This window comes from Lacinutrix jangbogonensis, assembly GCF_000797445.1.
In the GTDB taxonomy this organism is placed as follows: Bacteria; Bacteroidota; Bacteroidia; order Flavobacteriales; family Flavobacteriaceae; genus Lacinutrix; species Lacinutrix jangbogonensis.
The window spans coordinates 28,857-54,016 of record NZ_JSWF01000029.1; the positions used below are offsets into that span (position 1 = coordinate 28,857).

Annotated in this window: 15 protein-coding genes; 7 read left to right on the forward strand and 8 right to left on the reverse strand. The window is 33.2% G+C overall.

What is annotated here, in order from left to right:
• Position 1 precedes the first annotated feature (1 nt).
• Positions 2 to 1,531, reverse strand: a complete 1,530-nt coding sequence (locus RH82_RS10625) for an aminotransferase-like domain-containing protein (protein WP_052158303.1) — start codon at positions 1,529 to 1,531, stop codon at positions 2 to 4.
• A gap of 78 nt (positions 1,532 to 1,609) precedes the next feature.
• On the opposite strand from RH82_RS10625, the gene RH82_RS10630 reads away from it, so the two are divergent.
• The 4 genes from RH82_RS10630 to RH82_RS10645 all read left to right on the forward strand — a co-directional run bounded on the left by RH82_RS10630 (position 1,610) and on the right by RH82_RS10645 (position 8,484).
• The gene (locus RH82_RS10630) at positions 1,610 to 3,424 is read left to right on the forward strand and encodes a TonB-dependent receptor (protein WP_156112455.1); all 1,815 of its coding nucleotides are present in this window, start codon (positions 1,610 to 1,612) and stop codon (positions 3,422 to 3,424) included.
• A gap of 49 nt (positions 3,425 to 3,473) precedes the next feature.
• Entirely contained in the window at positions 3,474 to 4,331 is an 858-nt protein-coding gene (locus RH82_RS10635) for a cupin-like domain-containing protein (protein ID WP_034060632.1), read from the forward strand.
• A 10-nt stretch (positions 4,332 to 4,341) separates the two neighbouring features.
• The gene (locus tag RH82_RS10640; RefSeq protein ID WP_034060634.1) at positions 4,342 to 4,836 is read left to right on the forward strand and encodes a DUF6646 family protein; all 495 of its coding nucleotides are present in this window, start codon (positions 4,342 to 4,344) and stop codon (positions 4,834 to 4,836) included.
• 393 nt (positions 4,837 to 5,229) lie between these two features.
• A complete protein-coding gene (locus RH82_RS10645; protein WP_081979236.1) occupies positions 5,230 to 8,484 on the forward strand; it encodes a lamin tail domain-containing protein in 3,255 nt (1,084 codons plus the stop codon).
• Positions 8,485 to 8,557: 73 nt separating this feature from the next.
• Here RH82_RS10645 and RH82_RS10650 read toward each other — a convergent pair whose 3' ends face one another.
• Positions 8,558 to 9,025, reverse strand: coding sequence for a regulatory protein RecX (locus tag RH82_RS10650; RefSeq protein ID WP_034060637.1), 468 nt, complete (start codon positions 9,023 to 9,025; stop codon positions 8,558 to 8,560).
• 256 nt (positions 9,026 to 9,281) lie between these two features.
• Between RH82_RS10650 and RH82_RS10655 the strand changes: the two genes are divergently transcribed.
• Positions 9,282 to 14,498, forward strand: a complete 5,217-nt coding sequence (locus RH82_RS10655; RefSeq protein ID WP_081979237.1) for a choice-of-anchor D domain-containing protein — start codon at positions 9,282 to 9,284, stop codon at positions 14,496 to 14,498.
• Between the two features lie 45 nt (positions 14,499 to 14,543).
• Here RH82_RS10655 and RH82_RS10660 read toward each other — a convergent pair whose 3' ends face one another.
• The 4 genes from RH82_RS10660 to gdhA all read right to left on the reverse strand — a co-directional run bounded on the left by RH82_RS10660 (position 14,544) and on the right by gdhA (position 21,458).
• On the reverse strand, positions 14,544 to 16,916 hold the full coding sequence (locus tag RH82_RS10660; protein WP_241148045.1) for a TonB-dependent receptor: 2,373 nt from the start codon (positions 16,914 to 16,916) through the stop codon (positions 14,544 to 14,546).
• A 40-nt stretch (positions 16,917 to 16,956) separates the two neighbouring features.
• Entirely contained in the window at positions 16,957 to 17,673 is a 717-nt protein-coding gene (gene recO, locus RH82_RS10665) for a DNA repair protein RecO (RefSeq protein ID WP_034060639.1), read from the reverse strand.
• Entirely contained in the window at positions 17,673 to 20,021 is a 2,349-nt protein-coding gene (porZ, locus tag RH82_RS10670; RefSeq protein WP_034060640.1) for a type IX secretion system anionic LPS delivery protein PorZ, read from the reverse strand. Before porZ ends, recO begins: the two co-directional genes overlap by 1 nt.
• Before the next feature lie 93 nt (positions 20,022 to 20,114).
• Positions 20,115 to 21,458, reverse strand: a complete 1,344-nt coding sequence (gene gdhA / locus RH82_RS10675) for an NADP-specific glutamate dehydrogenase (protein ID WP_034060641.1) — start codon at positions 21,456 to 21,458, stop codon at positions 20,115 to 20,117.
• A gap of 221 nt (positions 21,459 to 21,679) precedes the next feature.
• On the opposite strand from gdhA, the gene RH82_RS10680 reads away from it, so the two are divergent.
• The gene (locus RH82_RS10680) at positions 21,680 to 22,477 is read left to right on the forward strand and encodes a THC0290_0291 family protein (protein ID WP_034060642.1); all 798 of its coding nucleotides are present in this window, start codon (positions 21,680 to 21,682) and stop codon (positions 22,475 to 22,477) included.
• A 110-nt stretch (positions 22,478 to 22,587) separates the two neighbouring features.
• On the opposite strand, the gene RH82_RS10685 is transcribed toward RH82_RS10680, so the two are convergent.
• Positions 22,588 to 23,748: a cystathionine gamma-synthase gene (locus RH82_RS10685; protein WP_316930931.1), complete on the reverse strand. Its 1,161-nt coding sequence runs from the start codon at positions 23,746 to 23,748 to the stop codon at positions 22,588 to 22,590.
• 173 nt (positions 23,749 to 23,921) lie between these two features.
• Here RH82_RS10685 and RH82_RS10690 point away from each other — a divergent pair, with 173 nt between their 5' ends.
• The gene (locus RH82_RS10690; RefSeq protein ID WP_034060644.1) at positions 23,922 to 24,668 is read left to right on the forward strand and encodes a PdaC/SigV domain-containing protein; all 747 of its coding nucleotides are present in this window, start codon (positions 23,922 to 23,924) and stop codon (positions 24,666 to 24,668) included.
• Here the strand turns inward: RH82_RS10690 and RH82_RS10695 are convergent.
• Positions 24,657 to 25,121 carry a DinB family protein gene (locus tag RH82_RS10695; RefSeq protein ID WP_034060645.1) on the reverse strand — a complete coding sequence of 155 codons (465 nt, stop codon included), beginning with the start codon at positions 25,119 to 25,121 and terminating at the stop codon, positions 24,657 to 24,659. The two genes, RH82_RS10690 and RH82_RS10695, sit on opposite strands and share 12 nt — an antisense overlap.
• Between the last annotated feature and the right edge of the window lie 39 nt (positions 25,122 to 25,160).

Below are 25,160 nucleotides of genomic sequence, written 5' to 3' on the forward strand. Positions count from 1 at the left end.
ATTAATTAAAAAAATCCGCTATTAATAGCGGATATTTTTTTTGCACAACGGCTTCAAAAGATTGCTTTAAAATTTTAATAACAATTTCTATTTCCTCCTCATTTAAGTGTCCAAAACCGAACCTCAGAGCGCAAATATCTTTATTTTGATACAATATCGTTTTGGGCAAAAACAGATTGTTGCTTTTCGCTTTTTTAGCCAATTTAATAAGTGATATTCTAGGTTCAAAACATAACCAAACAGCTAAGCCTCCTACTGGTACTTGCCACGTTGCATGCTCTTTAAAATGTGTATTTAAACAAACGCATAAATAATCGCGTCTTTGCTTATACACAGTAATATTCTTTTTTATTAAGCGATGTATTTCTCCTTCAGAAATAAGCTCTGAAAGTATTTGTTTCTGAATTAAATCGCCTTGCTTATCTAATATTTGCAGGTAATTCTTGGCTTCATTAATAATATTTTCTGGTGCAACTACAAATCCAATTTGAAAACTAGGAAAAAAAGACTGTCCTAATCTTCCTAAATAAATAACAAAACCTTGACCATCTGCACTTGCCATAGGTACCATAGCAGAACCATCAAACTGAAAGTCATAATCAAAATCATCTTCTATGATTGCAAAGGTATATGCTTTTGCTAATTGTAATAATTTTAATCTTCTCTCAGCTTTAAGTTTTACTGCTGTAGGATATTGTCTATGTGCGCATACATATACACAACGAATACTATGTTTTGTAAAATTTTTTTCAATAAAATCAACATCAATACCATGTGCATCTACAGGAATGGTTTTTATGTTAGCTCCTGCTTGCTGGAAAATCATATTAGATTTGTAATGACTTAAATCACCCACAAGAACCACATCATTTTTTTGGATTATAAGCTGCGACACGATGTATAAACTCATCTCTGTACTTCGCGTACTAAAAATATTATGCGGTTTTATATGAAAACCTCGAGTAGCATTTAAATAATTGCATAACTGCTTGCTAAAAGTCGTATACGATTGTTCTTGTGTTTGATTCCATTTTGAAATCAGTGATGCGCGTTTCATTGAAGCACTATACCATCGCGAAAACTGATGTGTAGGATGCAATCTTAAATCGGGTTGTCCATCATTAATAACATACTTACGTACCGAAAACTCTTCAGTGGAGGCCAAATTAAAAGACGGTTGAAATGGAAATCCTGCTGTTTCTGGATACGTTTTTAATTTTTCTAAACCTTGTAACGCTCCTTTTATAGCCGCCGTTTTCTTTTCTGGCATTAATACAAACGTACCTTTGTTGGCTACAATATCCACCCAACCTTGTGATGCAAGCTCATCATATACAGCAACTGCCGTATTTCTGTTTATAGAAAGTAACGCACCAAATTTTCTAGTGCCAGGTAATGCTGTGCCTTCAGGAAAATAGCCACGTTGTATAGCATTGATAATTTGCTGCGCTATTTGAATATAAATTGAAGTGTTTGGAGACTTTTCAAAGTGTATTAAGGATTTTAATATGTCATCAACCGGACTATTCATTGTTTTAAAACTGGACTACTTTAATGATCCGGAAAGTTACGAATTTTGCTACGTTAAAAAACAACTATACATTTTATTATGAAATTAAACCTAATACCAATTTTACTTGTTATATTTTCTATAACTGCACAAGCTCAAGAATTACAGCAACAACAATTAGACCCAGTAATAATTACGTCTACAAGAATAGATTTACCATTCTCAGAAAACTCTAGAACCATAACTGTAATTACCCAAGAAGACATTGAAAAAAGTGGAACAACAAACGTTGCCGATTTATTACAACAAGTTGCTGGAGTAGATGTAAGACGTCGTGGCACATCTGGTATGCAAGCAGATTTATACATTCGAGGTGGTGGTTTCGACCAAACGTTGTTACTTATCGATGGTATAAAAGTAGAAGACGCACAAACAGGACATCATACCATGAATATGGCTTTACCTATTGAAGTTATTGAGCGTATAGAAATTATTAAAGGTCCTGCAGCTAGAGTATTTGGACAAAATGCATTTACAGGAGCAATAAATATTGTTACCAAAAAAAATATTGGAAACTTAGTGTCGCTAACCGCGCAAGCTGGATCTTTTGGTCAAATTAATGGATCGGTTATGGTTGGTAGTCAATTCGAAAAATCTTCTCATATTATTCAAGTCTCTAGAAATACTTCAGAAGGTTATAGACATAATACCGATTATGATAATCAAAATTATTTCATCAAGAGTTCATTCAATACAAACAAAGCACCTATAAATTTAATTGCTTCGTTCCAAGAAAGAAAATTTGGTGCCAATGGTTTTTATGCCAGTCCATCAGCTATTAATCAATACGAAGAAACTCAAGCTAGTTTAATTGGAGTGACCACCAAAATAGAGAAAGGTAAACTAACTCTAAAACCAAGACTTTACTGGAAACGAAATCAAGATATGTATGTTTTTGTGCGAGACAACCCATCTATTTACAGAAATTTACACCAAACCAATAAAGTTGGAGCAGCTATAGACGCGTCTTACAAATCGAATATTGGAGTAACCGGTTTTGGTGTCGATCTTGCAAAAGTATATCTCGCTAGTAATAATTTAGGAAACAGAAATAGATTTATGACGACACTATTTTTAGAGCATCGTTTTAAACTATTAGATAACAAATTAGATGTTACACCGGGCGTTGCTGTTAATTATTTCTCGGATTTTAAATTTCATGGGTTTCCAGGTTTAGATGTAGGATACAAAATAAACGACGCTGTGAAAGTCTACGGAAATATTGGTTATACGTATAGAATACCAACCTATACCGATTTGTTTTATAGCGATCCTACAACCTTAGGAGATGAAAATTTGGACCCAGAGGAAGCCCTTGCGCAAGAGTTAGGATTAAAATATAGAAACGGAAGTTTTAATGCTTCTTTTGCAGCTTTTAATAGAGATTCTAAAAAATTAATAGACTACGTAAAAGAAAATGAAACAGATTTATGGCAAGCCACTAACATTAGAGATTTAAACACAAAAGGAATTGAGATTAATGCATCGTATGGTTTTAAACTTGCTGGTTATAATCAATCTATTAAAACAGGTTATACCTTTCTAGAAGATGATTTAAAAGCTGTACAAAATAACTTTTCTAGATATTCCATCAACTCTTTAAAACACCATGCTATTGGAAGTTTACAAACACAATTCTTTAAAAACATCTCTCAAAATATAATATACAAATATGCCGAAAGAACATCTGGCGAAAATTATGCTGTTGTTGATGCAAATGTCCGCTTTCAGTTAAATAATTTGGAAATTTCAGTACTTGCAAATAATATTTTTAATACAGAATACACCGAAACTAATCTAGTACCTATGCCCAAAGGAAATTTGCTTTTTGGTTTAAAGTATAATTTTAAATAAAGATTCGTTTCATTTTATTAACTTTGAAGGATTAATTATTTTATATTCCTTGAAACTAAACCTTCAACATATTCCTCGTGTAAAAACGATTACAAAAGAGGATTTTATAAAAAACTACTATAAGCCACAAAAACCTGTGGTGATAGAGCATTTTATCGAAGATTGGCCAGCTTACAGCAAATGGAGTTTGGACTATATAAAAGGCATCTCAGGAGATATAGAAGTGCCTTTATACGACGACAGACCTGTAGACTATACAGATGGTTTTAACGAACCGCATGCCAAAATGAAACTTTCGGAATATGTGGATTTACTGCAAAGTGAGCCCACAAAATATCGCGTATTTCTCTGGAATATTTTCAAAAAAGTACCAGCATTACAAAAGGATTATTCGCTTCCAAATTTTGGTTTAAAACTACTAAAAACAATGCCAATGTTGTTTTTTGGAGGCACCAATTCGCATACATTTATGCATTATGATATTGATTTCTCAAACATCTTTCACTTTCACTTTCAAGGGCAAAAGCAATGCATTCTATTTGATCAAAAACAAAACGATTTTCTATACAAAATCCCACATTCATTAATCGTTCGTGAAGATATTGATTTTTCCAATCCTGACTTTAAAAAATGGCCAGCTTTACTAAAAGCAAAAGGTTGGGAATGTGAACTTAACCATGGCGAAGTTTTATATATGCCTGAAGGCTATTGGCACTATATGAAATACCTAACACCAGGTTTTTCAATGAGTCTTCGTGCCATTACTAAAAATCCAATAAACGTAGTGAAAGCGCTATATAACTTCTTAATAATGAGGCAATACGACAATATCATGCGAAGGATAAAAGGTCAAAAATGGATAGATTGGAAAAACGAACAGGCCATAATTAAAACAAATAAAAACTAAAAATAATATTATGAAAAAACTATTACGTATTACCTTATTACTTTCTACTTTCTTAATTCAAGCGCAAACATTTTCTGGAAAAGGCGATCAGAAATTTTATATTGGTGGTAGTCTGCAAGACAACGCTAATAGCATTACTTTAGGATTAGATTATGGCTTAGGAGAAAATATTTCGGTTGGGTTTAGTTCTTCTTATGCCTTAAATGTAGCTAACGGTATTAATGCAGATTTTAAAGATCGTTTCGATTTAAAAGGGCGTTTTAATGCTAACTTAGGTAACGTTTTAAACATTAGCGATAATTTTGATGTCTATCCAGGTTTAAGTTTAAGTTTAAAGAATTTTGGTGGTCACTTGGGCGCGCGCTATTTCTTTACTCCTGGTTTTGGTGTGTATGGCGAAGTAGGCGTTCCATTTGCAAAGTATAGTACTAAAAACCTAAATGCAGCAGAACGTATTCACAACCAGTTTACGGCTAGTGCCGGAGCTGTTTTTAATTTAAATTAACAGTTATAAAATTCCTATTAAAAAAGCCTTTCAGAATTTAAAACTGAAAGCTTTTTTTTATTTTACTAATTAATTTATCACATTTCACACTTTCTCAACGGCCATCTAAAGAACCTATTAGCTTCTTTTATTTTTGAAATATGAGATTCAAGTATTATAATATTCTCTTTTTTCGGTCAAACCGTTAAAAACAGCGACGTATTAATCTTTATACATTTGACTAATTGCCATATTTACATTAATTTTGCAGGTACACTTCTTTAGTATAAATGTGAGGTGTTAACGATCAATTTACCTTGGATAAAAGTTCTAGCAAAACGCCATTCATTGAGATATAATGCTACAGCTTTTTTAAAGCTAAAATATTAAGAAACCCCAAATACCCTACGTATTATGAAACACATAAAATTAGTACTAATCATTTTGTTTATTTCCTTAAGTTATTCTGGATATGGACAAATTTATACTGAAGATTTTACTGGACAAGCGAATAAAGGTGCTCGATTCTTTACAGGACCTGGAACTGTAATTGATGTCTCTGGAGTTAACTGGAATGTAACAGTTCAACCCACTGGAACCGGACCTGCGACAGGTTTAGATGCAACTAATGATTGGTTTAGGGTACGTGGAAATGCGGCAAATAGATATTTAGAAGCTAGAGATGTAGATGGTCCTGCTGTTTGGTTATCTCCAATAGTTAATATCACTGGATTTACAAGTGTAGGGTTTTCGTTACTCGCTTCTGAAAGAACGGGTATTGCTGGAAATGACATTGATAACCTAGATACTCTTGTTACTGAATATCGTATAGATGGAGGAGCATGGACTATAGCAGATACTAATGGCTCTCTTAGTAATGATTATGACCCTACTGTTGTATCACAAAGTGCTATATTAAGTGGTACTACTATAGAACTAAGAGTAACTATCGATAATGATAGAAACAATGAGCGCATGCGAATTGACGATATAGTAGTTACAGGTACACCTCCTGCAGGTCCTGTAATTATTGTTAATCCTACTAGCGCTATCACAGGTTTAACTGTAGAGCAAGGAAATATTCCATTAAATCCAGAAACATTTACTGTAGAAGGTTATGGTTTAGGTGTAACACCAATTACTATAACACCTCCTACTGGTTTTGTTGTTGCTACAAGTATAAATGGTCCTTACAGTGGAAGTGTTACTACGGCTGTGCCAGATGGCTCAGGTACTGTAAGTACTACAACCATATACGTACAATTGGAGTATAGTGCAACAACAGAAGATTATTTTACGATACCTACCGATATAAATTTTGCAAGTGGAGCAACAACTGAATCGCTTACTATTACTGGAGAAGTTACAGCGCATACAGCTGTAACTGATACTTGTTCTGAGTTAATAATCTCAGAATACCATGAAAGTAATGGTGGTTCTGGACGTGAAAATTATATAGAACTTTACAATCCAACAGCAAGCGCTATAGATTTATCAGATTATAGAATTGCTAGATTTGTAAACGGTCGTGTTAATAGGCGTCCTGCGATAAGAACTTTACCTGCAAGTTTAGGTAGTATTGCTCCAAACTCTACTTTTTTAATTGCTAGAACTGGTTCGGATCTATGTGGTACAGCAGATTATTGCAATAATAATAGTGCTTTAAGATTTAATGGTAACGATGTTATGGCACTACAAACCTCAGATGGTGTAAATATAGATGTGGTTGGAGAAATTGGAGTTAATAATAATTTTGGAAGAAATGTAGATTTAGCAAGAAATCAAGATGTAGATGTGCCAACAGTAACTTATGATGCATCTGGAGAATGGACTTCAAGTGCAGCAAATAATACTTCAATGTTAGGGTTTCATATTAGTGATTGTAAGTGTACAAGCACCTCTACTTTTGCAGGTGGCCTATGGTCTCCTTCATTCCCTAATATATTTACTAATGTAATTATTGCAACAGATTATGACACCTCAGTCAGAGGTCCTTTTAGCGCATGTTCTATAACAGTTAATTCTGGAATCACACTTACCGTAACTGATAATTTTACGATAGCCGTTGATGACACCGTGGTAAACAATGGAACAATTTCAGTGGCTACAGCTGGATCTCTCGTGCAAGTTAGCGACAATGGTGCTTTCGCAAATATTGGCTCTGGAACGTCTTCAGTGACTAAACATGCCGCAATAATAAACAGTTTGGCAGAGTATACCTATTGGAGTTCGCCTGTCCATGGAGAAGTCGTTAATGATGTATTTCCTAGTATTCATCAAAATAGACGTTATTGGTTTGACGCAAGTAATTTTAGAGATTCTACTGCGGAAACTGGAAATAATAATGGAACTGTATCTGGACAGGACGATGTGGATGACGATAATAACGACTGGCAAGAATTATCAACAGCAAGCACTTTAGAACCAGGTTTTGGTTTTATAACCTATCCTGCAACAGGTAGTACCATTGGTACGCGAGTACCTTACACTTTTACGGGTCCTTTTAATAATGGAACAATAGCTGTTCCTATATTTAAAGATAATGCAGAATTAAACGACAACAATTGGAACCTTATTGGAAACCCTTATCCGTCTGCTGTTTCTACTGTTGATTTCTTTGCCGAAAATGTTACAAATACGGGTGTTATAGATGGCACAATTTATTTATGGTCTCATAATTCACCCGTAGACGAAAACACGAATGGAAATCAGGACGCAAATTATGGCGATGCAGATTACGCAATGATTAATGCTGGATCAGGTGGGGTCGCAGGTGGAGATGGTGTATCTCCAAATAATTTCATCCCTTCTGGACAAGGATTTATGGTGCATTTCTCTGATAGTTCTACAGGTGATGTTAATGAAGGTAGTAATATATTTTCTAATGCCGTTATATTTAATAATAGTATGCGTGCGGTAGGAAATAACAACCAATTCTTTAAAACATCAAATTCTCAAAACACAACTAGTAACAAATTCTGGCTTAATCTTACAACAGAGAATGGTGTTTTTAGCCAAATTTTAATTAGCTATTTAGATGGAGCTACTGCAGCAAACGATGGTACTTATTATGAAGCTACAAGAAGCCCCTTAGGCTATAGTGCTTGTCTATATTCTACAATTCCTGGAAGTGATAAAGTTTTTGCTATCCAAGGAAAAGCGAGTGGAGACTTAACTCTAAATGAAGAGGTTCCTTTAGGAATATACACTATTATAGATGTTCCTACTACATATACTATTTCAATTGCAGAATTAGAAGGAACTTTTTTCTCAGCAAATACCATTTATTTAGAAGACGCCTTATTAAATACAACACACGATTTATCCAATAGCGATTATTCATTTACGTCTGCAACAGGAGAATTTAATGAGCGTTTTAAAGTTGTCTTTACAACAAATACATTATCTACAGATAGTTTTGAGACTATGTCACAAACATTGTCTATTGTAGAACTTGAAGATGATAATGTGCAATTCTCAATTGCATCTAGTGAGTTAACTATTAAGTCGGTTAAAATATTAGATCTTTTAGGTCGTACTATATATAACTTTGAAGGTAAAGAAAGCACTGAGGTTTATAATCTTGCAAATATTAGTAGCTCTATTTATGTAGCACAAATTGAGTTATCAAATGGTGCTGTAATAAGTAAAAAAGCAGTGAAAAAATAAACACTTAAATTAATAACTGTTACATATAAACAAAAAAGCCTTTCAGAATTTTAAACTGAAAGGCTTTTTGTATTTATTGTATTAACTCATTTACTTTAGCATAGACCAAATGCGACTCCCAACCTCTGTACAACAGATAGTCTATAAGCTTCTTTTTCTTCTTCAATTTATTACTTTCTAAGATGCTGTCAGCCTTTTTTAAGGCTAACGCATTAAAAGTTTCAATATATTCATCTTCAGAAATTTCTTTAAACGCTGTGTTAATATTAGTTTTAGAAATATCCCTACTTTTAAGTTCTCGAGTTAAACGGAAACGTCCCCATTTTTTGATTCTAAATTTTCCGCGAACAAAAGCTTGAGCAAAACGTTCCTCATTAAGAAAATTATGTTCTAAAAGATGAACTATAATAACATCTGTAGCTTCAGGTATCATATTCATATCTCGTAGTTTCTGCCTTACTTCTTTATGGCAGCGTTCTTGATAAACACAGTAATTTCGCAATGTAACAGTAGCTTCTTTTAATGTATAAGTGGATTTCATCGGTGCTTTTGGTTACTTTATCGTATTTTTGCATAAACTTTTTAAGAAAAATAAGTTTAAAAATCAATTTACTCATTTTTGTAAAAAATGCTTACATAAGCAACTATATATAATGAAAAATTACGCCGCAGTAGTATTCACTTTATAGTTAAGCAAAATAATGCTTTAGTTTTTTTGAGCTCTAAAAAATGTAATCTAATTCTATTTTTGATGCCTGCATCAAAAATAGAATTAATTAAGATATGCTGATATTACTATGATTAAAAAATATTCTCTTTTAGTACTGGTTTTTGTATGTGGTTTGGGGTCCATTTATGGACAATCTGATGTAATAATTAGTCAATATATAGAAACAAGTTCTGGTACAACTCCAAAAGGTATGGAAATTTTTAATGTTTCAGGTACTGATATTGTTTTTTCTGGAGCTAATAATCTTCAAATTTACAAAGGTTCTAATGGAGGATCCTGTAATTCTATAGCGGGTACAAACATTACATCAGGAACACTTAAAGCCGATGAAGTTTGGGTTATAGGAACAAGTAATTTAACCAGTTTCGCTACAACTAATGGGACAGGATTAAGTGGAACTAAAGTTTTTAATTTTAGCTTTAATGGAGATGACGCTTTACAGGTTTATTTAGGTGGAACGCTACAGGATGAATTTGGCACTTGTGGTTCAGATCCAGGAAGTTCTTGGAGTTCTGGAGGAGTTGATACAAAAAATAACAATTTACAAATAAAGAATGGAATTTGTGATGGTAATATAACTGGTTGGACAGATCCTAGTGTGCGTTTTGATGAAATTGCTAATGGCTTAACAATGACTGGTTTTGGAAATGCTCCAGCGCCATGTACATCTTCAGACTTAATTATTTCTGGCACTCCTACAGATCATGGTTCTGTTTGTATTGGTGCTTCAAGTACAACTGTACAATACACTATAACTAATAATGGTGTAGGAACTGCAACAGGAATAACTGTTATTTCAAGCGATTCTCAATTTGCAGTAAGTGGTTTATCCTCAACAACAATTGCCGCATCATCCACAGCAACTTTCAACGTAATTTTCACACCAACCGCAATTGATGGTCAACTTACCTCAATAAACATAAATAGTGATTCTAGTGGTGATGTAACTAGTAATTTAACAGGAACAGGAATAACAACTCCAACGGTAACGACACCTGCCAATCAAAGTGATATTGTACCAGCTACAGCAACTTTTACTATTACTGCGACAAATGCAACGTCTTATCAATGGGAAGTAAATACTGGTTCTGGATGGAATAACGTTACCGGAGGTTCTGGTGATACAAGTGCAGCTTATACAACTGGAACTACATCAGTAGGTATGGATGGTTATGAATATAGATGTATTGCTACAAATACTTGTGGTTCTGCAACATCTAATGCTGGAATATTAAATACTATAGCTCTTGCAAATGTAGTTATTACAGAAATTTCATATAACTCAACTGGATCAGATGATGAATGGATTGAAATTTGTAATATCTCAGGAAGCACACAAGACCTCAGTGGATACATTATAGACAATGGAAGTGTGCTATTTACGTTTACTGCCGCTACAACTATTCTTGATGGTTCTTGCATTACTGTTTCTCTTGGAAGTAATGGAGATGGCACTTATAATAATGATTGCTCATTTACTCCAGATTTTGGTATTGATGCCTCTACAAATGACACAAACAATTTAAACAATACTAGCGACACAATTAGTTTATTTGCTGCAGATGGAACTACTTTAGTAGACGCTGTCTTTTATGATGATGGAGATGGTGCAGATAACAATGGCGCTACACTTCATGTTATAGATGCTTCAGCAAACAACGCTAATACAAATGCTAACTGGCAAGAAGTTACTAATGGTGGAACTGCAGGAACAAATTCTTTAATTTCTCCATGTTCTTTTACAGAACTACAACTTGTAGATGCAGATAGTACAGATCAAGCTTGTGGTTATACTATAGATTTTAGTTCTCAAGCCACAGGTTTTGATACAGATATTACTTTCGATATAGATAATGATGGGACTTTAGATTTAACAATTACATCACTAATATTAAGTGGAACTAATTTAGGTGAATTTTCAATTGTATCTCCAGCTGCACCTTTTACAGTAACTCCAGGTAATACGCAAACAGTAACCATGCGTTTTTCACCTACTTCAATAGGAATAAAAAATGCAACCCTTACCATAAATAATAACGATGCAGATGAAGGAACCTGTACTGTTCTATTACTAGGAAATGCCACTACACCTGAACAAGAAATTAATATTGAAGGTGATATTGGTACATTTCCAGATATTACTAATGGAGATGTTACACCAAGTCCATTAGACAATACGCTATTTGCAGCGCAAAATATTGGTAATTCTCAAGCTAAATCTTTTAGAATCCAAAACGCAGGTACAGCTAATCTAACTGTGTCAGGAATTACGATTGGCGGAGATAACCCAGGAGATTTTATATTATCTATAAATCCAACTCCTGTAACGTTAACGCCAATGCAAAATCCTCCTGCTGTTTTTGAAATTACATTTTCTCCTTTAGCTCCTGGAACGCGAACTGCAATAGTTTCTATTGCCAGTAATGATGCAGATGAAAATCCTTTTACTTTTATGGTTGAAGGTACTGGAAATTGTAATGCTGGTAGCATAACCATTCTACCAAGTTCTGGACCTAAAAACACAATTGTAACGGTAACAGGAACAAATTTAAGCGCCGCAACAGCTACTGTGAATGGATTATCTGCTACCGTTACTAATATCTCTGCTACAGAAATAGAAGTTACTATTCCAGATGGAGCAACGCCTGGTACAATAGATATTATTGACGATTTAGGTTGTCCTGCTTCTGCTGCTTTTACTATAATTAAAGATTTTGGAAGCTGTGGTAGCCCAAGCGGATTAATGATGACCGAGGTTTACGACGAAAACACGGGTTCAAGAGGTTATATAGAATTGTATAATGCAACAGGTGCAACCATCGATTTAACTGGTTATAGAATAGATCGCTTTGGAACTTTAGCGACCACATCATCTTCACATTCCTACACATTTCCAGCATCTGGAACAGGAAGCACTATTGCAGATGGACAAATATTAGTTGGTATGGTTAATTCTGGAGGATCTGGAGTTGAAGATTTTACTTTTGGAGGCTCTTCAGGCTTCAATGCTGATGACCGTTTAGAGCTTATTCTAATTTCAACAGCTGCTGTAGTAGACGATTTTCACGACACATTAGAAGGTTTAACTGGATATGTTTATAGAAGAAACACAAGTGTTGCAAATCCGAATTCAAATTTTGATGCTTCAGAATGGACAACCGCAACGTCAGGAGATACAACTCATTTAGGAACCTATTCAATATTAACAAATGCCCCAACTATTAGCGTACATCCACAACCAATCGATAATTGTAATGCAGAAATAAATTTTAATATTATTGCGGCTCCTGGAGATTCTGGAATATTAACATACCAATGGAAATATAATGATGGTGTTTCTAATGGCTGGACTAATGTATTAAACACTTCTTTTTCACCGGGAACCGTTACTGGAGAAACAGCAAACGCTTTATCCATTGCTAGTGTAGATTTAAAAGGGTATCAATTTTATTGTGAAGTGACCGAGGATGGTTCTTGCTCAACTGCCAGTGACGCAGCTCGTGTTAATATTACAACTACAACTTGGGATGGCTCATGGAGCAATGGAGAGCCTTCGCTTTCTATTCTTGCTATAATAAATGCAAATTACGATACCGCAACTTCTGGCAGTTTTAGAGCATGTAGCATTACTGTTAATGATACGTTTAGTCTCACTGTAAATGATAATACTTTTGTTGAAATTGAAAATAATGTTACCAATAATGGTACTATTACAGTATTAACTAATGGTTCTTTTCTACAAAATAATAACAGTGGAACTTTTACAAATATTGGATCAGGAAATTCTTCAGTAACAAAACAAATAGCAACAACAAACAGCCAAAAAGAATACACATACTGGTGCTCGCCAGTTCACGAAGCAAGTTTTGAAAGTGCATTTCCTAATGTTTTTCAAAATAGACGCTATTGGTTTAATGCAGCAAATTATCTAGATGCTACCTACGAAAATTTGAACGATAATACAACCACTGTAGGAGCTGGAATAGACGATGAAGATGATAATGGAGACGACTGGACATGGATAGCTCCAACGGGTCTTATTGAAAATATTTTGAATCCTGGTGCTGGTTTTATAACCTATGCTCCAATATCTGGTAATACCAGCACTTTTAGTGGCCCTTTTCATAATGGATTAATAAATGTTCCTATATATAAAAATAATAGCGAATTAGGAGACAACAATTGGAACCTCATTGGAAACCCTTATCCTTCGGCTATTAATGCTGATGATTTCCTTGCTCAAAATTTCACCACTACCGGTGTTATAGAAGGCACCATTTATTTATGGTCTCATAATACAGCAGTTAACGGAACTACAAATGGCAATCAGGACGAAAATTATGAATCTGTAGATTATGCTCAATATAATGGTGCAGGCGGCGTTGCTGGGGGCGACAATGTTATACCAAGCAGCTATATACCTTCTGGGCAAGGATTTATGGTGCAGTTCTCAGATAGTTCTGTTGGTGATGTAAATGAGGGTAATAATATTTATTCTAATGCTGTTGTTTTTAATAATGGTCTACGTGTAGAAGATAATAATAACCAGTTCTTTAAAACATCGAATACTCAAAAGACAACGAGCAATAGACTTTGGCTTACGCTTACTTCGGACAATGGAATAACTAGTCAAATTTTAGTTAGCTATTTAGATGGTGCGACTGCCACAAATGATGGCTCTTTTTATGATGCTCCTCGAAGTCAGACGGGATTTATTGCTTGTCTATATTCTACAATTTCCGGAAATGATAAAGGGTTTGCTATTCAAGGAAAAGCGAGTGAAGACTTATCTTTAAGCGAAGAGATTCCATTAGGTATATATACTACTTTGGAGGTTCCTACATTATATACTATTTCTATTGCGCAATTAGAAGGCTCTTTTTTAACAAATAACACAATATACCTAGAAGATGCTTTGTTAAACACTTTTCACGACTTATCGAACAGCGATTATACATTTATTTCTGCGGCCGGTGAATTCAATGAGCGTTTTAAAATCATATTTAATATCAACACGTTGTCTACTGACAATTTCGATACCATATCGCAAAACTTTACTATTATTGAGCTTCAAGATAATAATGTAAAATTCTCTATTGCTTCAAAAGGTCTAACAATTAAATCGGTTAAAATTTTAGATGCTTTAGGGCGTACTATTTATGATTTCCGCGGAAGCGAAAACACAGAAGTTTATAATCTATCTAATGCAAGTAGTTCAATTTATATTGCTCAAATTGAATTATCTAATGGACGTGTAATAACCAAAAAGGCTGTAAAAAAATAACTTCTTAATCTTAAGAAGTTATTAGTTGCTTAACTAGGCACTATTTTATAGACTATATTTTAGCGCAACAATTAAATTTCTTCCAGCTGCCGAAATTCCTGAGGAATAAGGTCTATAGCGTTGATCAGTAATATTCTCTAAACTCGCAGTAATACTAGCAGATTTATTGAGTTGGTATTGCATTCTAAAATTTAAAGTGTACCAAGATGGTGAATATGGATTTCCATCACTATCTAACGCATACAAATAAGCTTTCCCTTGTTCTGATGGTGCTAATTGATTAAAAGCTAATGCATTATTATAATCAATAAAAGCATCCGCTTTGAAGGCTTTATTTTGCCAAACTAAATGTGTATTTCCAAAATTAGGAGACACATGTCTTACAGGTGCTTCAACACCATCTGTCTCTTCCGTTCCGCCCACAACATTATATTGAGACGTTAATTTAAATGTGTCGCTAAAATTTATTCTAGCACCAATTTCAAAACCATAAATCCAAGATTTTGATGCATTTTGAATTGACTGTACAGTACTCAATTCTCCATCGTAAAAGATCTCACTTTCTCCATTTAAATCTCCATTTCTTCGCACTAAAGCATTATCTAAATAAGTGTAATAAGTTGCTGTATCGAAAATAACGACATTACTAAAATTTAAAGTTAAACCCAATTCGCCTCCATAGGCATATTCAGGAGTTAAATGATCATTTGGTACGACTACAGAACCCGGCTCTGAGTCAAAAACCTTACCTATATCGTCTATATTTGGTGCTCTAAAAGCTGAAGAGAAATTAAGTTTCCACTGCAACACATCATTTGGAGACCAGCGTAATCCAGCGGTTCCTGTTAATGCACTTGAGTTATTATTAGCCTCAGTAAATGGTAGATTTAAAAACACGTTATTTTTAGAGAAATCCGCTTTAGAAACCACATTATTATAGCGTAATCCTGTTTGAAAAACTAGGCTAGGATTTGGTTTGTATTTTAAACTTGTATAGACTGCAGCAGACTGCCAGGTTGAGCCATCCGGATATCTAGTTGCTATTGGTTCGATAGAGCTTGTTATTATGTTTTCTTGAGAACCATTAGAGTGTATTGTATTGTGTATATACTCTAAACCATAAAAAAGTTTTGTTTTCTTGGTTAATGCTTTTTCTAAGTCTAGATTAAAAGAAAAGGCATCAACAGTTTCTTCTCTTGTTCTTCTAACCTCTGATTGGAAATCGCGATCTATTCTACTTTCTTGAAAGTTTTGGTAAGCAAACGTTCCTTTAATTTTATCATAGAGATTAGAGTTACTACTAAGTTTGGTTACATTAAAATTCGTCATAAACCATTTTTGTGGTCCATAAAACCATTCTCCAGACCATAAATCATCTCCTCTGTAACGTATTAATCTGTCGTATCGCGGTGTATTTGAAGTTGCTGTATAAAACACACCCAAATCGAAACTTAAATCTTCCTGTGCTTCATATCGTGCTTTTTGCATGATATTAAATTGACTGTATCCTGATAATTTTTGAATGTTTGGATTACTATTTTCCACAATAACATCTTCATTATTGTTTGTTACCACAAACTCTGGCCTTAAGTAATCTTTAGGACCGTGACTTCCCATTCTTAAATCATTAAAATCGGTATAACTTGCGTTGGTAATAAATGCCCATTTTTTAAATCCGTAGTTAATATCAAAATGTGCCGTTTTCTCTTGTGAGGCAGAAGCGTACCTCACAACAGCATTCGTTTTAATATATGTAGAATCTGTATAAGACACTTTAGGCGTTTTCGTAAAAAAGCTCATTACTCCTCCAATAGCATCGCTACCATAAATTACATTTCCTGCACCTAAAGACACCTCTGTATTTTGAATAGAAAATGGGTCTATTGAAATTACATTCTGTATGTTGCCGCCTCTAAAAATAGCATTATTCATTCTTACACCATCTACTGTAATAAGTAATCTATTGGTTGAAAAACCTCTTATCATTGGGCTTCCACCGCCTAATTGACTTTTCTGAATGTAAACCTGTCCTGTAGATTTTAAAAGATCGGCACTAGTTTGAGGATTCTCGAAAGCAATCGTTCCAGCACTTACATTAGCTATCTTTTTAGGAATATCTCTTTTACTTTCTTTGAATTTAGATGCTGAAATTACAATCTCGTCTAAACCTTGAGATTTAGGTTGAAGTAGCACTTTTCTATTAGAAATAAACACTTTTTTAATCGAAAATAGTTCAAAAGACAAATGCTTAAAATAGATAATTTCTGAAGACTCGAAGGTATCTAAACTTACTTTTCCGTTAAAATTACTAACAACGCTTTTAGACTTTGTTTTATTATATATTGCTACGCCAACTACTGGTTCTTGAGTGTTTTTATTTAAGACTACTATTTCTTGTGCTTGAGTATAAAAACTCATGCAAAAAACTATAAGAGAAACGAGTATTCGCTTTATATTTTTATCTAAAAACTTCATTAAATATTTGTAGTGATTTTGGTTTTTTAAAACTTCCCAAATGTAATTCAAAATATACTAAAATGAGACTTAAAAAAGAGTGTCTTTGTTTCGCATTAATTGTAATAGTTTCTAAGTCATCAAAGGTTGTGCCCAAAAGCTGTTTTAGAAGTGTTAAATTTTTGCCAGAAACTGAATATTTATTTTGCTTCTCATGTTGAAACTTTCCATCTTCCAAATTAAAATAAGGGGCATCAATTTTGGAAATATCTGGATAAAACCCTAAATGTTTTGTTAGGTTTAAAAGGAATAATAAATGAAAGTTAGCAAATTTATTATGAGCATCTAGCCATTGCAAAGTGGCTTCAAGATAATTGAACAACGTATCGTTTTGTTCTTCTTCTTGAAGCGAACTCGAAAGCACTTCGGCTAAAAACATAACAATGGCACTTTTTAACACATTAGTATGCAGACTAGAATAGAGGTGATTAACTTTTACTTCTTTTATATATTGAAGTGATCTAGAAGGTTTGAAATCTGTTATAAGTTGAAGCTGAGTTAATAATTGGTAATAGGCCGTTTTTGAACCTTTTTTAGATTTTAAGACTCCTTTTAATAAATAACTAACTATACCCTCTTTTTGGGTGTAGCATTTAATTATTAAATCGTAATCGCGATACTTAAGTTTAGAAAGAACAATCGCATTGGTAGATAGTAACATTATCTCACAATCATTAGTTTAAGCACTTTTGTTTCGAAAGAATCTAAATCGGAAATCATTACCATATAAACACCAGTAGCTACAGTTTGTCCAGACATATTCTTTCCATTCCAAAGTGCTGTACCTCCATCTATTTCAAGATTATAACCATTAAATTTTGAATTTGTTCTCGTTTCTGCTTCTGTTACCACATTGCCTTCAATGTCTGTGATTTTAATGTTTACATTCCCAGTAATCCCTTTAATTTTAATTTTTTGATCGTTAATATTAAAATTTGGTCTTACAGGATTTGGGTAAATATAGGCTTCTTCAAAATCGACATCAGGAACAGACGTTTCAATATTAAAAGAAACAAGTCCTTTATCTGTAGCAAAATAAACAATACCCTTTGATTCATCTAAAGCTATATCCAAAACATCATTTGAAGGCAAGGGAGAATTATCTTTAGTAAAATGATAAATTGTTTCTTGTCCATCTGAAGAGAAGTAATAAGCACCTGTTCCAAGTGTTGCAATCCACTTATTATTAGCACCATCAACCTCTATGTCTATAATATATTGCTGAAACAATAATTCGCTAGCTACTCCATTATCTAAAACAATAATCTCTGATGGATTGTAATTTGGGTCTTCAAAAAACGCATTAGTATCGTATATTACCCTTAGTCCTTTTGCTGTTCCCAACCAAACATGATTTCGCATATCTACTTTAACACTTCTAACTGAGGATGATACTAGATTTTGTTCTTCCGTTTGGATATGATTTATTTCTCCTGTATCTGGCTTATAACCAAAAATCCCTTTTCTGTGTCCTCCAACCCATACAACACCATCTTGATCTACATCAATTGATCCATAACCAATATCTGTATTACTATCAAGAATTATCTCACTAAAATCATAAGATTTCCATTCACCTGTTTCCAAATTATAAGACTTTAGAGGGCTTAAAATTCTAGCATTTGTAACCCATAGAATGTTATTCTTATCTATAATTGAACCTGAATTTCTAATATCAATACCTCCAGACCAAGAAGACACAAAAGAACTATTATCTGGCCCATACAATACAGTAGGAATATCGTTTTCAACTTCTAACAGTCCGCTACCAAATGAACTTATATAAACTTTATTATTATTTAATGGATTGACATTAATCTTGTTGAGGTTTAAAGCTCCAAAAATACTATCGAAAGGGATATTAATCCATTCATCACCATTTAAATGACTAAAACCTTTTCTTCCCAAAGGAAAAGGATTATAAGAGATTGTATAATCACCATAGGTCATCCAAACATTATTATTTGTAGCTTCAATTGAGAATCCATTATTAGATAATGGGCATGATGGGTGAATTTCTTCAAAAACAGTAAGATCAGAAATATTTGTTTTCAATAGGCCATACGCAGTCTTATTAGTGACAAAAACACCTTCAGTTCCTATAAAAACATCATTATCCTCATTCATTATCGCGGATGCGAAATTTGTAGTAAAATCTTCGGGTGCAGTTATTTCAGATACTTCGCTAAAAGTTTCTGTATTATATACAAATACTGAATTAGGGATAGTAATTAAAAGTTGATTATTCGATTTTCTTATATCTTTTATAAAGCCAGTGTAATCTTCTCTCAAAACAAAAGAATTCCCATCTAGTTCATACAACTGTTTATTATTTCTTGCAACAAAAACCTTCTCTCCTATTGACTCTATACCAACCCAATTAGCAGCTCCAATTAGTTGCCATTGCTCGTAATCTATTAAATTAGAGTTATCAACGTCTGCTCTATAGAAACCACTTTCCGTTGCCGCTAATATTTCATTTTGAAAAACGGTAATATCACTAATTCTTATTTGAGTTCCATTAGGCCCAATAAAATAAGTGTCTCCAAATTCTAAATTATTAATATCGTAAAGTGAAATCCCAAAATTTGTAGAAATATATGCGAAACCATTATAAATTTTAAAACTATTAATTCTCTTTTCTGTTGGAGGAATTGTTGGCTTGTCTAAAATATCTACAATAGTTTTAAACTCTTGACTAGATTCTAAATAAACTTGTATTAAACCATTTTCAAAACCCACTAATAGAAGGCTATTTTCTTCTACATAATGAATACTAGAAATAGTTTCACCTGACAAACCATTAATTGTGGTTAACTCTTGAATCTCATTTGTTTGCTTGTCATATGTGAAAATAGAATTTTCAGCAGCTGCATAAATTTTAGTAGTCCCTTGCGATATATCTTTAATATCGAGATAGGAAAAATACCCTTTCCAATCTCTTGAATAGTCTTGAGAATAAATAGATAATGGAAATAATAATATTAAAATGAGGTGTTTTATTTTCATAACTTTTAATATAACGTAGAATATTACAAAAATATATACAAAAATTAAAAAAGCTCCCTTATAAGGAAGCTTTTTTAATTTATTTGTTTATTGTTACACAACACCTTGTGCTAACATAGCATCTGCTACCTTAACAAAACCAGCAATATTTGCTCCTTTTACGTAATCTACAGTGCCATCTTTTTGGGTTCCATATTTTACACAAGATTCGTGAATGTCATTCATGATTTGGTAAAGTTTAGCATCTACTTCTTCTCTAGTCCAGTTATATCTTAAAGAATTTTGACTCATTTCTAATCCAGAAGTTGCAACACCTCCTGCGTTAGATGCTTTTCCTGGTGAAAATAACACTTTTGCCTTTTGTAAAACTTCAATAGCTTCTGGTGTTGTTGGCATGTTTGCGCCTTCCGCAACAGCCAAAACGTTATTTTTTACTAAAATTTCAGCTTCTTCTTTATTTAATTCGTTTTGTGTTGCACATGGCATTGCTACATCGCAATCAACACTCCAAGGTCTTTCTCCTTTATGGAATTTAGCTGAAGAATATGCATCTACATACTCGCTAATTCTTCCGCGTTTTTCATTTTTAAGTTCCATGATAAATGCTAATTTTTCTGCATCTATTCCGTTTTTATCATAAATATATCCTGAAGAGTCAGACATTGTAACTACTTTTCCGCCTAATTCTGTGACTTTTTCACATGCATACTGTGCTACATTACCAGATCCAGAAATAACTACTATTTTACCTTTAAATGAATCGTTTTTAGTTGCTAGCATATTTTTAGCAAAATATACAGTTCCATATCCTGTTGCTTCGGGTCTAATTAAAGAACCTCCATAACTCATCCCTTTTCCTGTTAATACTCCAGTAAATTCGTTACATAATCTTTTATATTGACCAAACATGTAACCAATTTCGCGACCACCAACACCAATATCTCCCGCAGGCACATCTGTGTTTGCTCCAATATGACGAAATAACTCAGACATGAATGATTGGCAAAAACGCATCACTTCGTTATCACTTTTTCCTTTAGGATTAAAGTCACTTCCTCCTTTTCCGCCACCCATTGGTAACGTAGTTAATGAGTTTTTAAATACTTGCTCAAAACCTAAGAATTTAAGAATACTTAAATTAACTGAAGGATGAAAACGTAAGCCACCTTTATAAGGTCCTATAGCAGAATTAAATTCTACTCTAAACGCTCTATTTACTTGAATGTTTCCTTTATCGTCTATCCAAGGCACTCTAAAGATTATTGTGCGTTCTGGCTCTACCATACGCTCTAATAACATTTTATCTTGATACTTTGGATTGTCTTCAATAAATGGGATCACAGTTTCTGCAACCTCATGAACTGCTTGTAAAAATTCTGGTTCGTGACCGTTTTTCTCTTTTACTGAATCTAAAAATGCTTGAATTTTATTTTCCATTTAATCGGTTAATTATGTGTTTAATAAAATAATGACTTGTTATGGGTACAAATATACATTATCTTTAAAAAATACCTATATTATTATTCAATTTCGTAATCAGAATTATATAATTATTTAAATAATTATATTTTTATTATGCATTATAACTTTAATATTTGTTTGTTTATTGACTTTTCCTATATTTGTATGTTTATTGCTCCAAAATCTCAGAATACACTATGTTTAATACAAAACAGTTAGCGAAACTAATCATTATTCTATTTACTGTACAAATTTCTTTTGCGCAGTTAGGGTTCTCTCATGAAATAGGTATTATCGCTGGGCCTACAGCTTTGAAATCGGATTATGGTCTAAGAGGAGACACTGAAACTAATTCTGGCAATACTGGTTTTGGTATTGGTATTGTACATTATATCAATTTTGCTTATAGAGCAGATTGTAATTGCTACACTACAAATAATTATTTTAATGATCACTTTAAATTAAGAAGCGAATTATCTTATAATAAAACTAAACTTGAACATTATGGAAACCTTGTAGACCCTTCTAGAACTAGTCTTAACTCGCAGCGTTTAAGAGGTCAAAAAGGTGAAGCAAACAATATTCAAATTGGAATGCAGATTGAATACTTTCCATTTAGTCTTCGTGAGTTTCAAAATTTTGCATATAAATTAGCGCCTTTTGTCAGTTTTGGTGCACATTATGTATCGTACAACCCTAAAGTTAGCACTACTTACGATGGTCCTGCACCACTCTATTACGAGCCGTGGTTTTCAGGCGATCCAGATCCCATAAATGCAAAACCTATTGATGCAAGCTCAGGAAGTACTTTTGCTTTAGTTTCCAGTATTGGTGTGCGGTATAAATTATCTCAAAATGCAGATTTAATGTTAGACCTTAGAGGTCAATATTACCTTAGCGACTGGATTGATGGTTTAAACCATACATTAGATTCTAACAAAAACAACGATTGGTTAGTATGGCTTAATTTTGGTTACATCTATTACTTAGATTAAACACTAAATAAGATTTAATAAAAAAGACTCAAGTTTTAACCTTGAGTCTTTTTTGTTTTAAACTTAACATATTAGTTCTCATTACAAATAAATCTTTAGTTTAATTCGCATTATCCTAAAGCCTGTTTTAAATCGTTAATTAAATCTTCTTCATCTTCAATACCAACGCTTAATCTAATTAAAGAATCTACAACACCTGTTTTTATACGTTCTTCTCTTGGTATACTTGCATGAGTCATACTTGCTGGATGTCCAGCTAAAGACTCTACACCACCAAGAGATTCTGCCAACGTAAAAATTTTCAAATTTTCAACCACCTTAATCGCGTCTTCATAGTTATTTCCCTTAGTGTTAAAAGACATCATACCTCCAAAATCATTCATTTGTGACTTTGCAATGCTATGGTTTGGATGGTTTTCAAAACCTGGCCAATACACCTTTTCTACTTTTGGATGTGATGCTAAATAATTGGCAACAGCTTTACCATTTTCACAATGGCGTTGCATTCTAACGTGTAATGTTTTAATTCCGCGTAGCGCTAAAAAAGCATCTTGTGGTCCACAAATAGCGCCGCTAGCATTTTGAATAAAATATAACCTATTTGCTAAGTCTTTATCACTTACAATTAAAGCTCCCATTACCAAATCGCTATGTCCGCCAATGTATTTTGTAGCAGAATGCATCACTATGTCGGCACCCAAATCTAAAGGTTGTTGTAGATAGGGCGTTGCAAAAGTATTATCGACAGCCAACAGGATATTATGCTTTTTTGCAATTGTTGCTGTTGCCTTAATGTCAATAATATTTAACATTGGGTTTGTTGGTGTTTCCACCCAAATCAATTTTGTATTATCGTTTACAAAGTTCTCAATATTGGCCGCGTTATTCATACCGACAAAATGAAATTTGATACCAAAGCCCTCAAAAATAGAAGTAAATAAACGGTAGGTTCCACCATACAAATCATTAGTAGAAATCACCTCATCTCCAGGTTTTAAAAGTTTCATCACAGCATCAATAGCCGCTAAACCAGATCCAAAAGCGAGACCAAATTCACCGTTTTCTATACTTGCAAAAGCATTTTCTAAAGCTTGTCGTGTGGGATTGTGAGTTCTAGAATACTCAAAACCTTTATGTCCTCCAGGTGTCGTTTGTGCATAGGTTGACGTTTGATAAATTGGAGGCATCACAGCACCATAAGCAAAATCTGGATGTTGTTTGCCATGAATAGTTTTTGTGTTGAATTTCATGTGTTTATAATTATTGTTAATTTACGGCTGTACACAGTTCGCTACTAATCATCAAATTAGTAATCGGTTTTCAACATGCTCGGTTTATTAAATTTAGATTATATTTCATTTAAAGAATAACTTTCAGTTTTTTTGATTACAACAAAATTAGCCTTTAATTCGTTCTATTCAAATTGTATTAAAACCTTTAGTCAATGTTTAACAGTTCACTTTTCAAATTAATAAGCGTTTTTAGTTTTATTATTATTATTGTAACGTCCATTCTTTCTTGTGATGATGAAGCAACTATTAATTTTACTGAAATTTCTATTATAGATCAAGGCGAAACTACCATTGAAATAAACATTCCAAAAGCCGAAGGCAAAACTGAAGCGGCTAAACAAATTAATAAAACGCTCTCTCACTTTGTAAATACGGCACTAAATATTGAAGCTGTCCATACCACAAAACTAAGTACTGAAGAAAGTATAGAAGACTTTAAAAAAGCTTATAAAGATTTTAAAACACAAATAGGAAAAACATTATATACAAGTTTGCCACCTTGGGAAATTTTAATCGATGGCGAAGTAATATACAAAAACAAAACTTTAGCTTCAATAGCCATTAACTCTAGTATAAATACTGGTGGAGCACACAGTAATTTGGTGTTTAGGTTCTATAATTTCGATATTAAAACAGGACAAGAATTAGAAGCTAAAGATCTTATAAATAATATTCCTAAGTTTACAGTATTAGCTCAAAAATATTATGATAAAGAATTGTTTTCTGCAAGCAATGAACGTATTAATGCTTTTGAATCTGATACTTTTACACTACCTAAAAATCTAGGTTTTAGTGAGGATGGTGTTATCGTTTTCTACGATACTTTTAATTCTATTTCTAATTACGTTATAGAATTCACAATTCCCTATATTGTTGCTAACGACTATTTAAACTTTTAAAGCACGTAATAAAGCTAAAATATATCCAGCATGCATACCTTCATGAATAAGTGCAAATTGTATCGCTTGATTTACATTAGTTAATGTATTTCCGGTTGTTGATAACGTATATTCGTTAAAACTACTAAAGACCTTAGAACCAAAATCTGCTTTTGTGTGCTCTATTGTAGAAAAAGCTAAAGCTTTTAACTCATCAACCTCTTCTTGAGTTGCTTTACCATCTGGTTTAGTACCCTTTTTATATTTATCGATAAGCGCTTCACTTACATTTGGTTTTAAACCAGAAAGTTTATAGACTAGAATTTGCTCTGTTACAATACTGTGTCCAATATTCCAGAGAATATTATTATTAAATCCATTAGGTATAGCATTAAGTTGTGCTAAAGACAATTCTTCTAAATACGCTTTAAAAAATCCTCTTGTTTTTGCAAAAACATCGAAAGTAAAATCCATAATTTAAATTTTTTATAAATATAGTAGAATCTGTTTTAA

What these genes read in the sequence shown, in the direction of transcription:
- gdhA (WP_034060641.1), bottom strand. Translation starts at nt 21,458, where the DNA reads ATGGAAAATAAAATTCAAGCATTTTTAGATTCAGTAAAAGAGAAAAAC.
- RH82_RS10645 (WP_081979236.1), top strand. Translation starts at nt 5,230, where the DNA reads ATGAAACACATAAAATTAGTACTAATCATTTTGTTTATTTCCTTAAGT.
- RH82_RS10640 (WP_034060634.1), top strand. Translation starts at nt 4,342, where the DNA reads ATGAAAAAACTATTACGTATTACCTTATTACTTTCTACTTTCTTAATT.
- RH82_RS10630 (WP_156112455.1), top strand. Translation starts at nt 1,610, where the DNA reads ATGAAATTAAACCTAATACCAATTTTACTTGTTATATTTTCTATAACT.
- RH82_RS10650 (WP_034060637.1), bottom strand. Translation starts at nt 9,025, where the DNA reads ATGAAATCCACTTATACATTAAAAGAAGCTACTGTTACATTGCGAAAT.
- porZ (WP_034060640.1), bottom strand. Translation starts at nt 20,021, where the DNA reads ATGAAAATAAAACACCTCATTTTAATATTATTATTTCCATTATCTATT.
- recO (WP_034060639.1), bottom strand. Translation starts at nt 17,673, where the DNA reads ATGTTACTATCTACCAATGCGATTGTTCTTTCTAAACTTAAGTATCGC.
- RH82_RS10690 (WP_034060644.1), top strand. Translation starts at nt 23,922, where the DNA reads ATGTTTAACAGTTCACTTTTCAAATTAATAAGCGTTTTTAGTTTTATT.
- RH82_RS10655 (WP_081979237.1), top strand. Translation starts at nt 9,282, where the DNA reads ATGATTAAAAAATATTCTCTTTTAGTACTGGTTTTTGTATGTGGTTTG.
- RH82_RS10625 (WP_052158303.1), bottom strand. Translation starts at nt 1,531, where the DNA reads ATGAATAGTCCGGTTGATGACATATTAAAATCCTTAATACACTTTGAA.
- RH82_RS10695 (WP_034060645.1), bottom strand. Translation starts at nt 25,121, where the DNA reads ATGGATTTTACTTTCGATGTTTTTGCAAAAACAAGAGGATTTTTTAAA.
- RH82_RS10680 (WP_034060642.1), top strand. Translation starts at nt 21,680, where the DNA reads ATGTTTAATACAAAACAGTTAGCGAAACTAATCATTATTCTATTTACT.
- RH82_RS10660 (WP_241148045.1), bottom strand. Translation starts at nt 16,916, where the DNA reads ATGAGTTTTTATACTCAAGCACAAGAAATAGTAGTCTTAAATAAAAAC.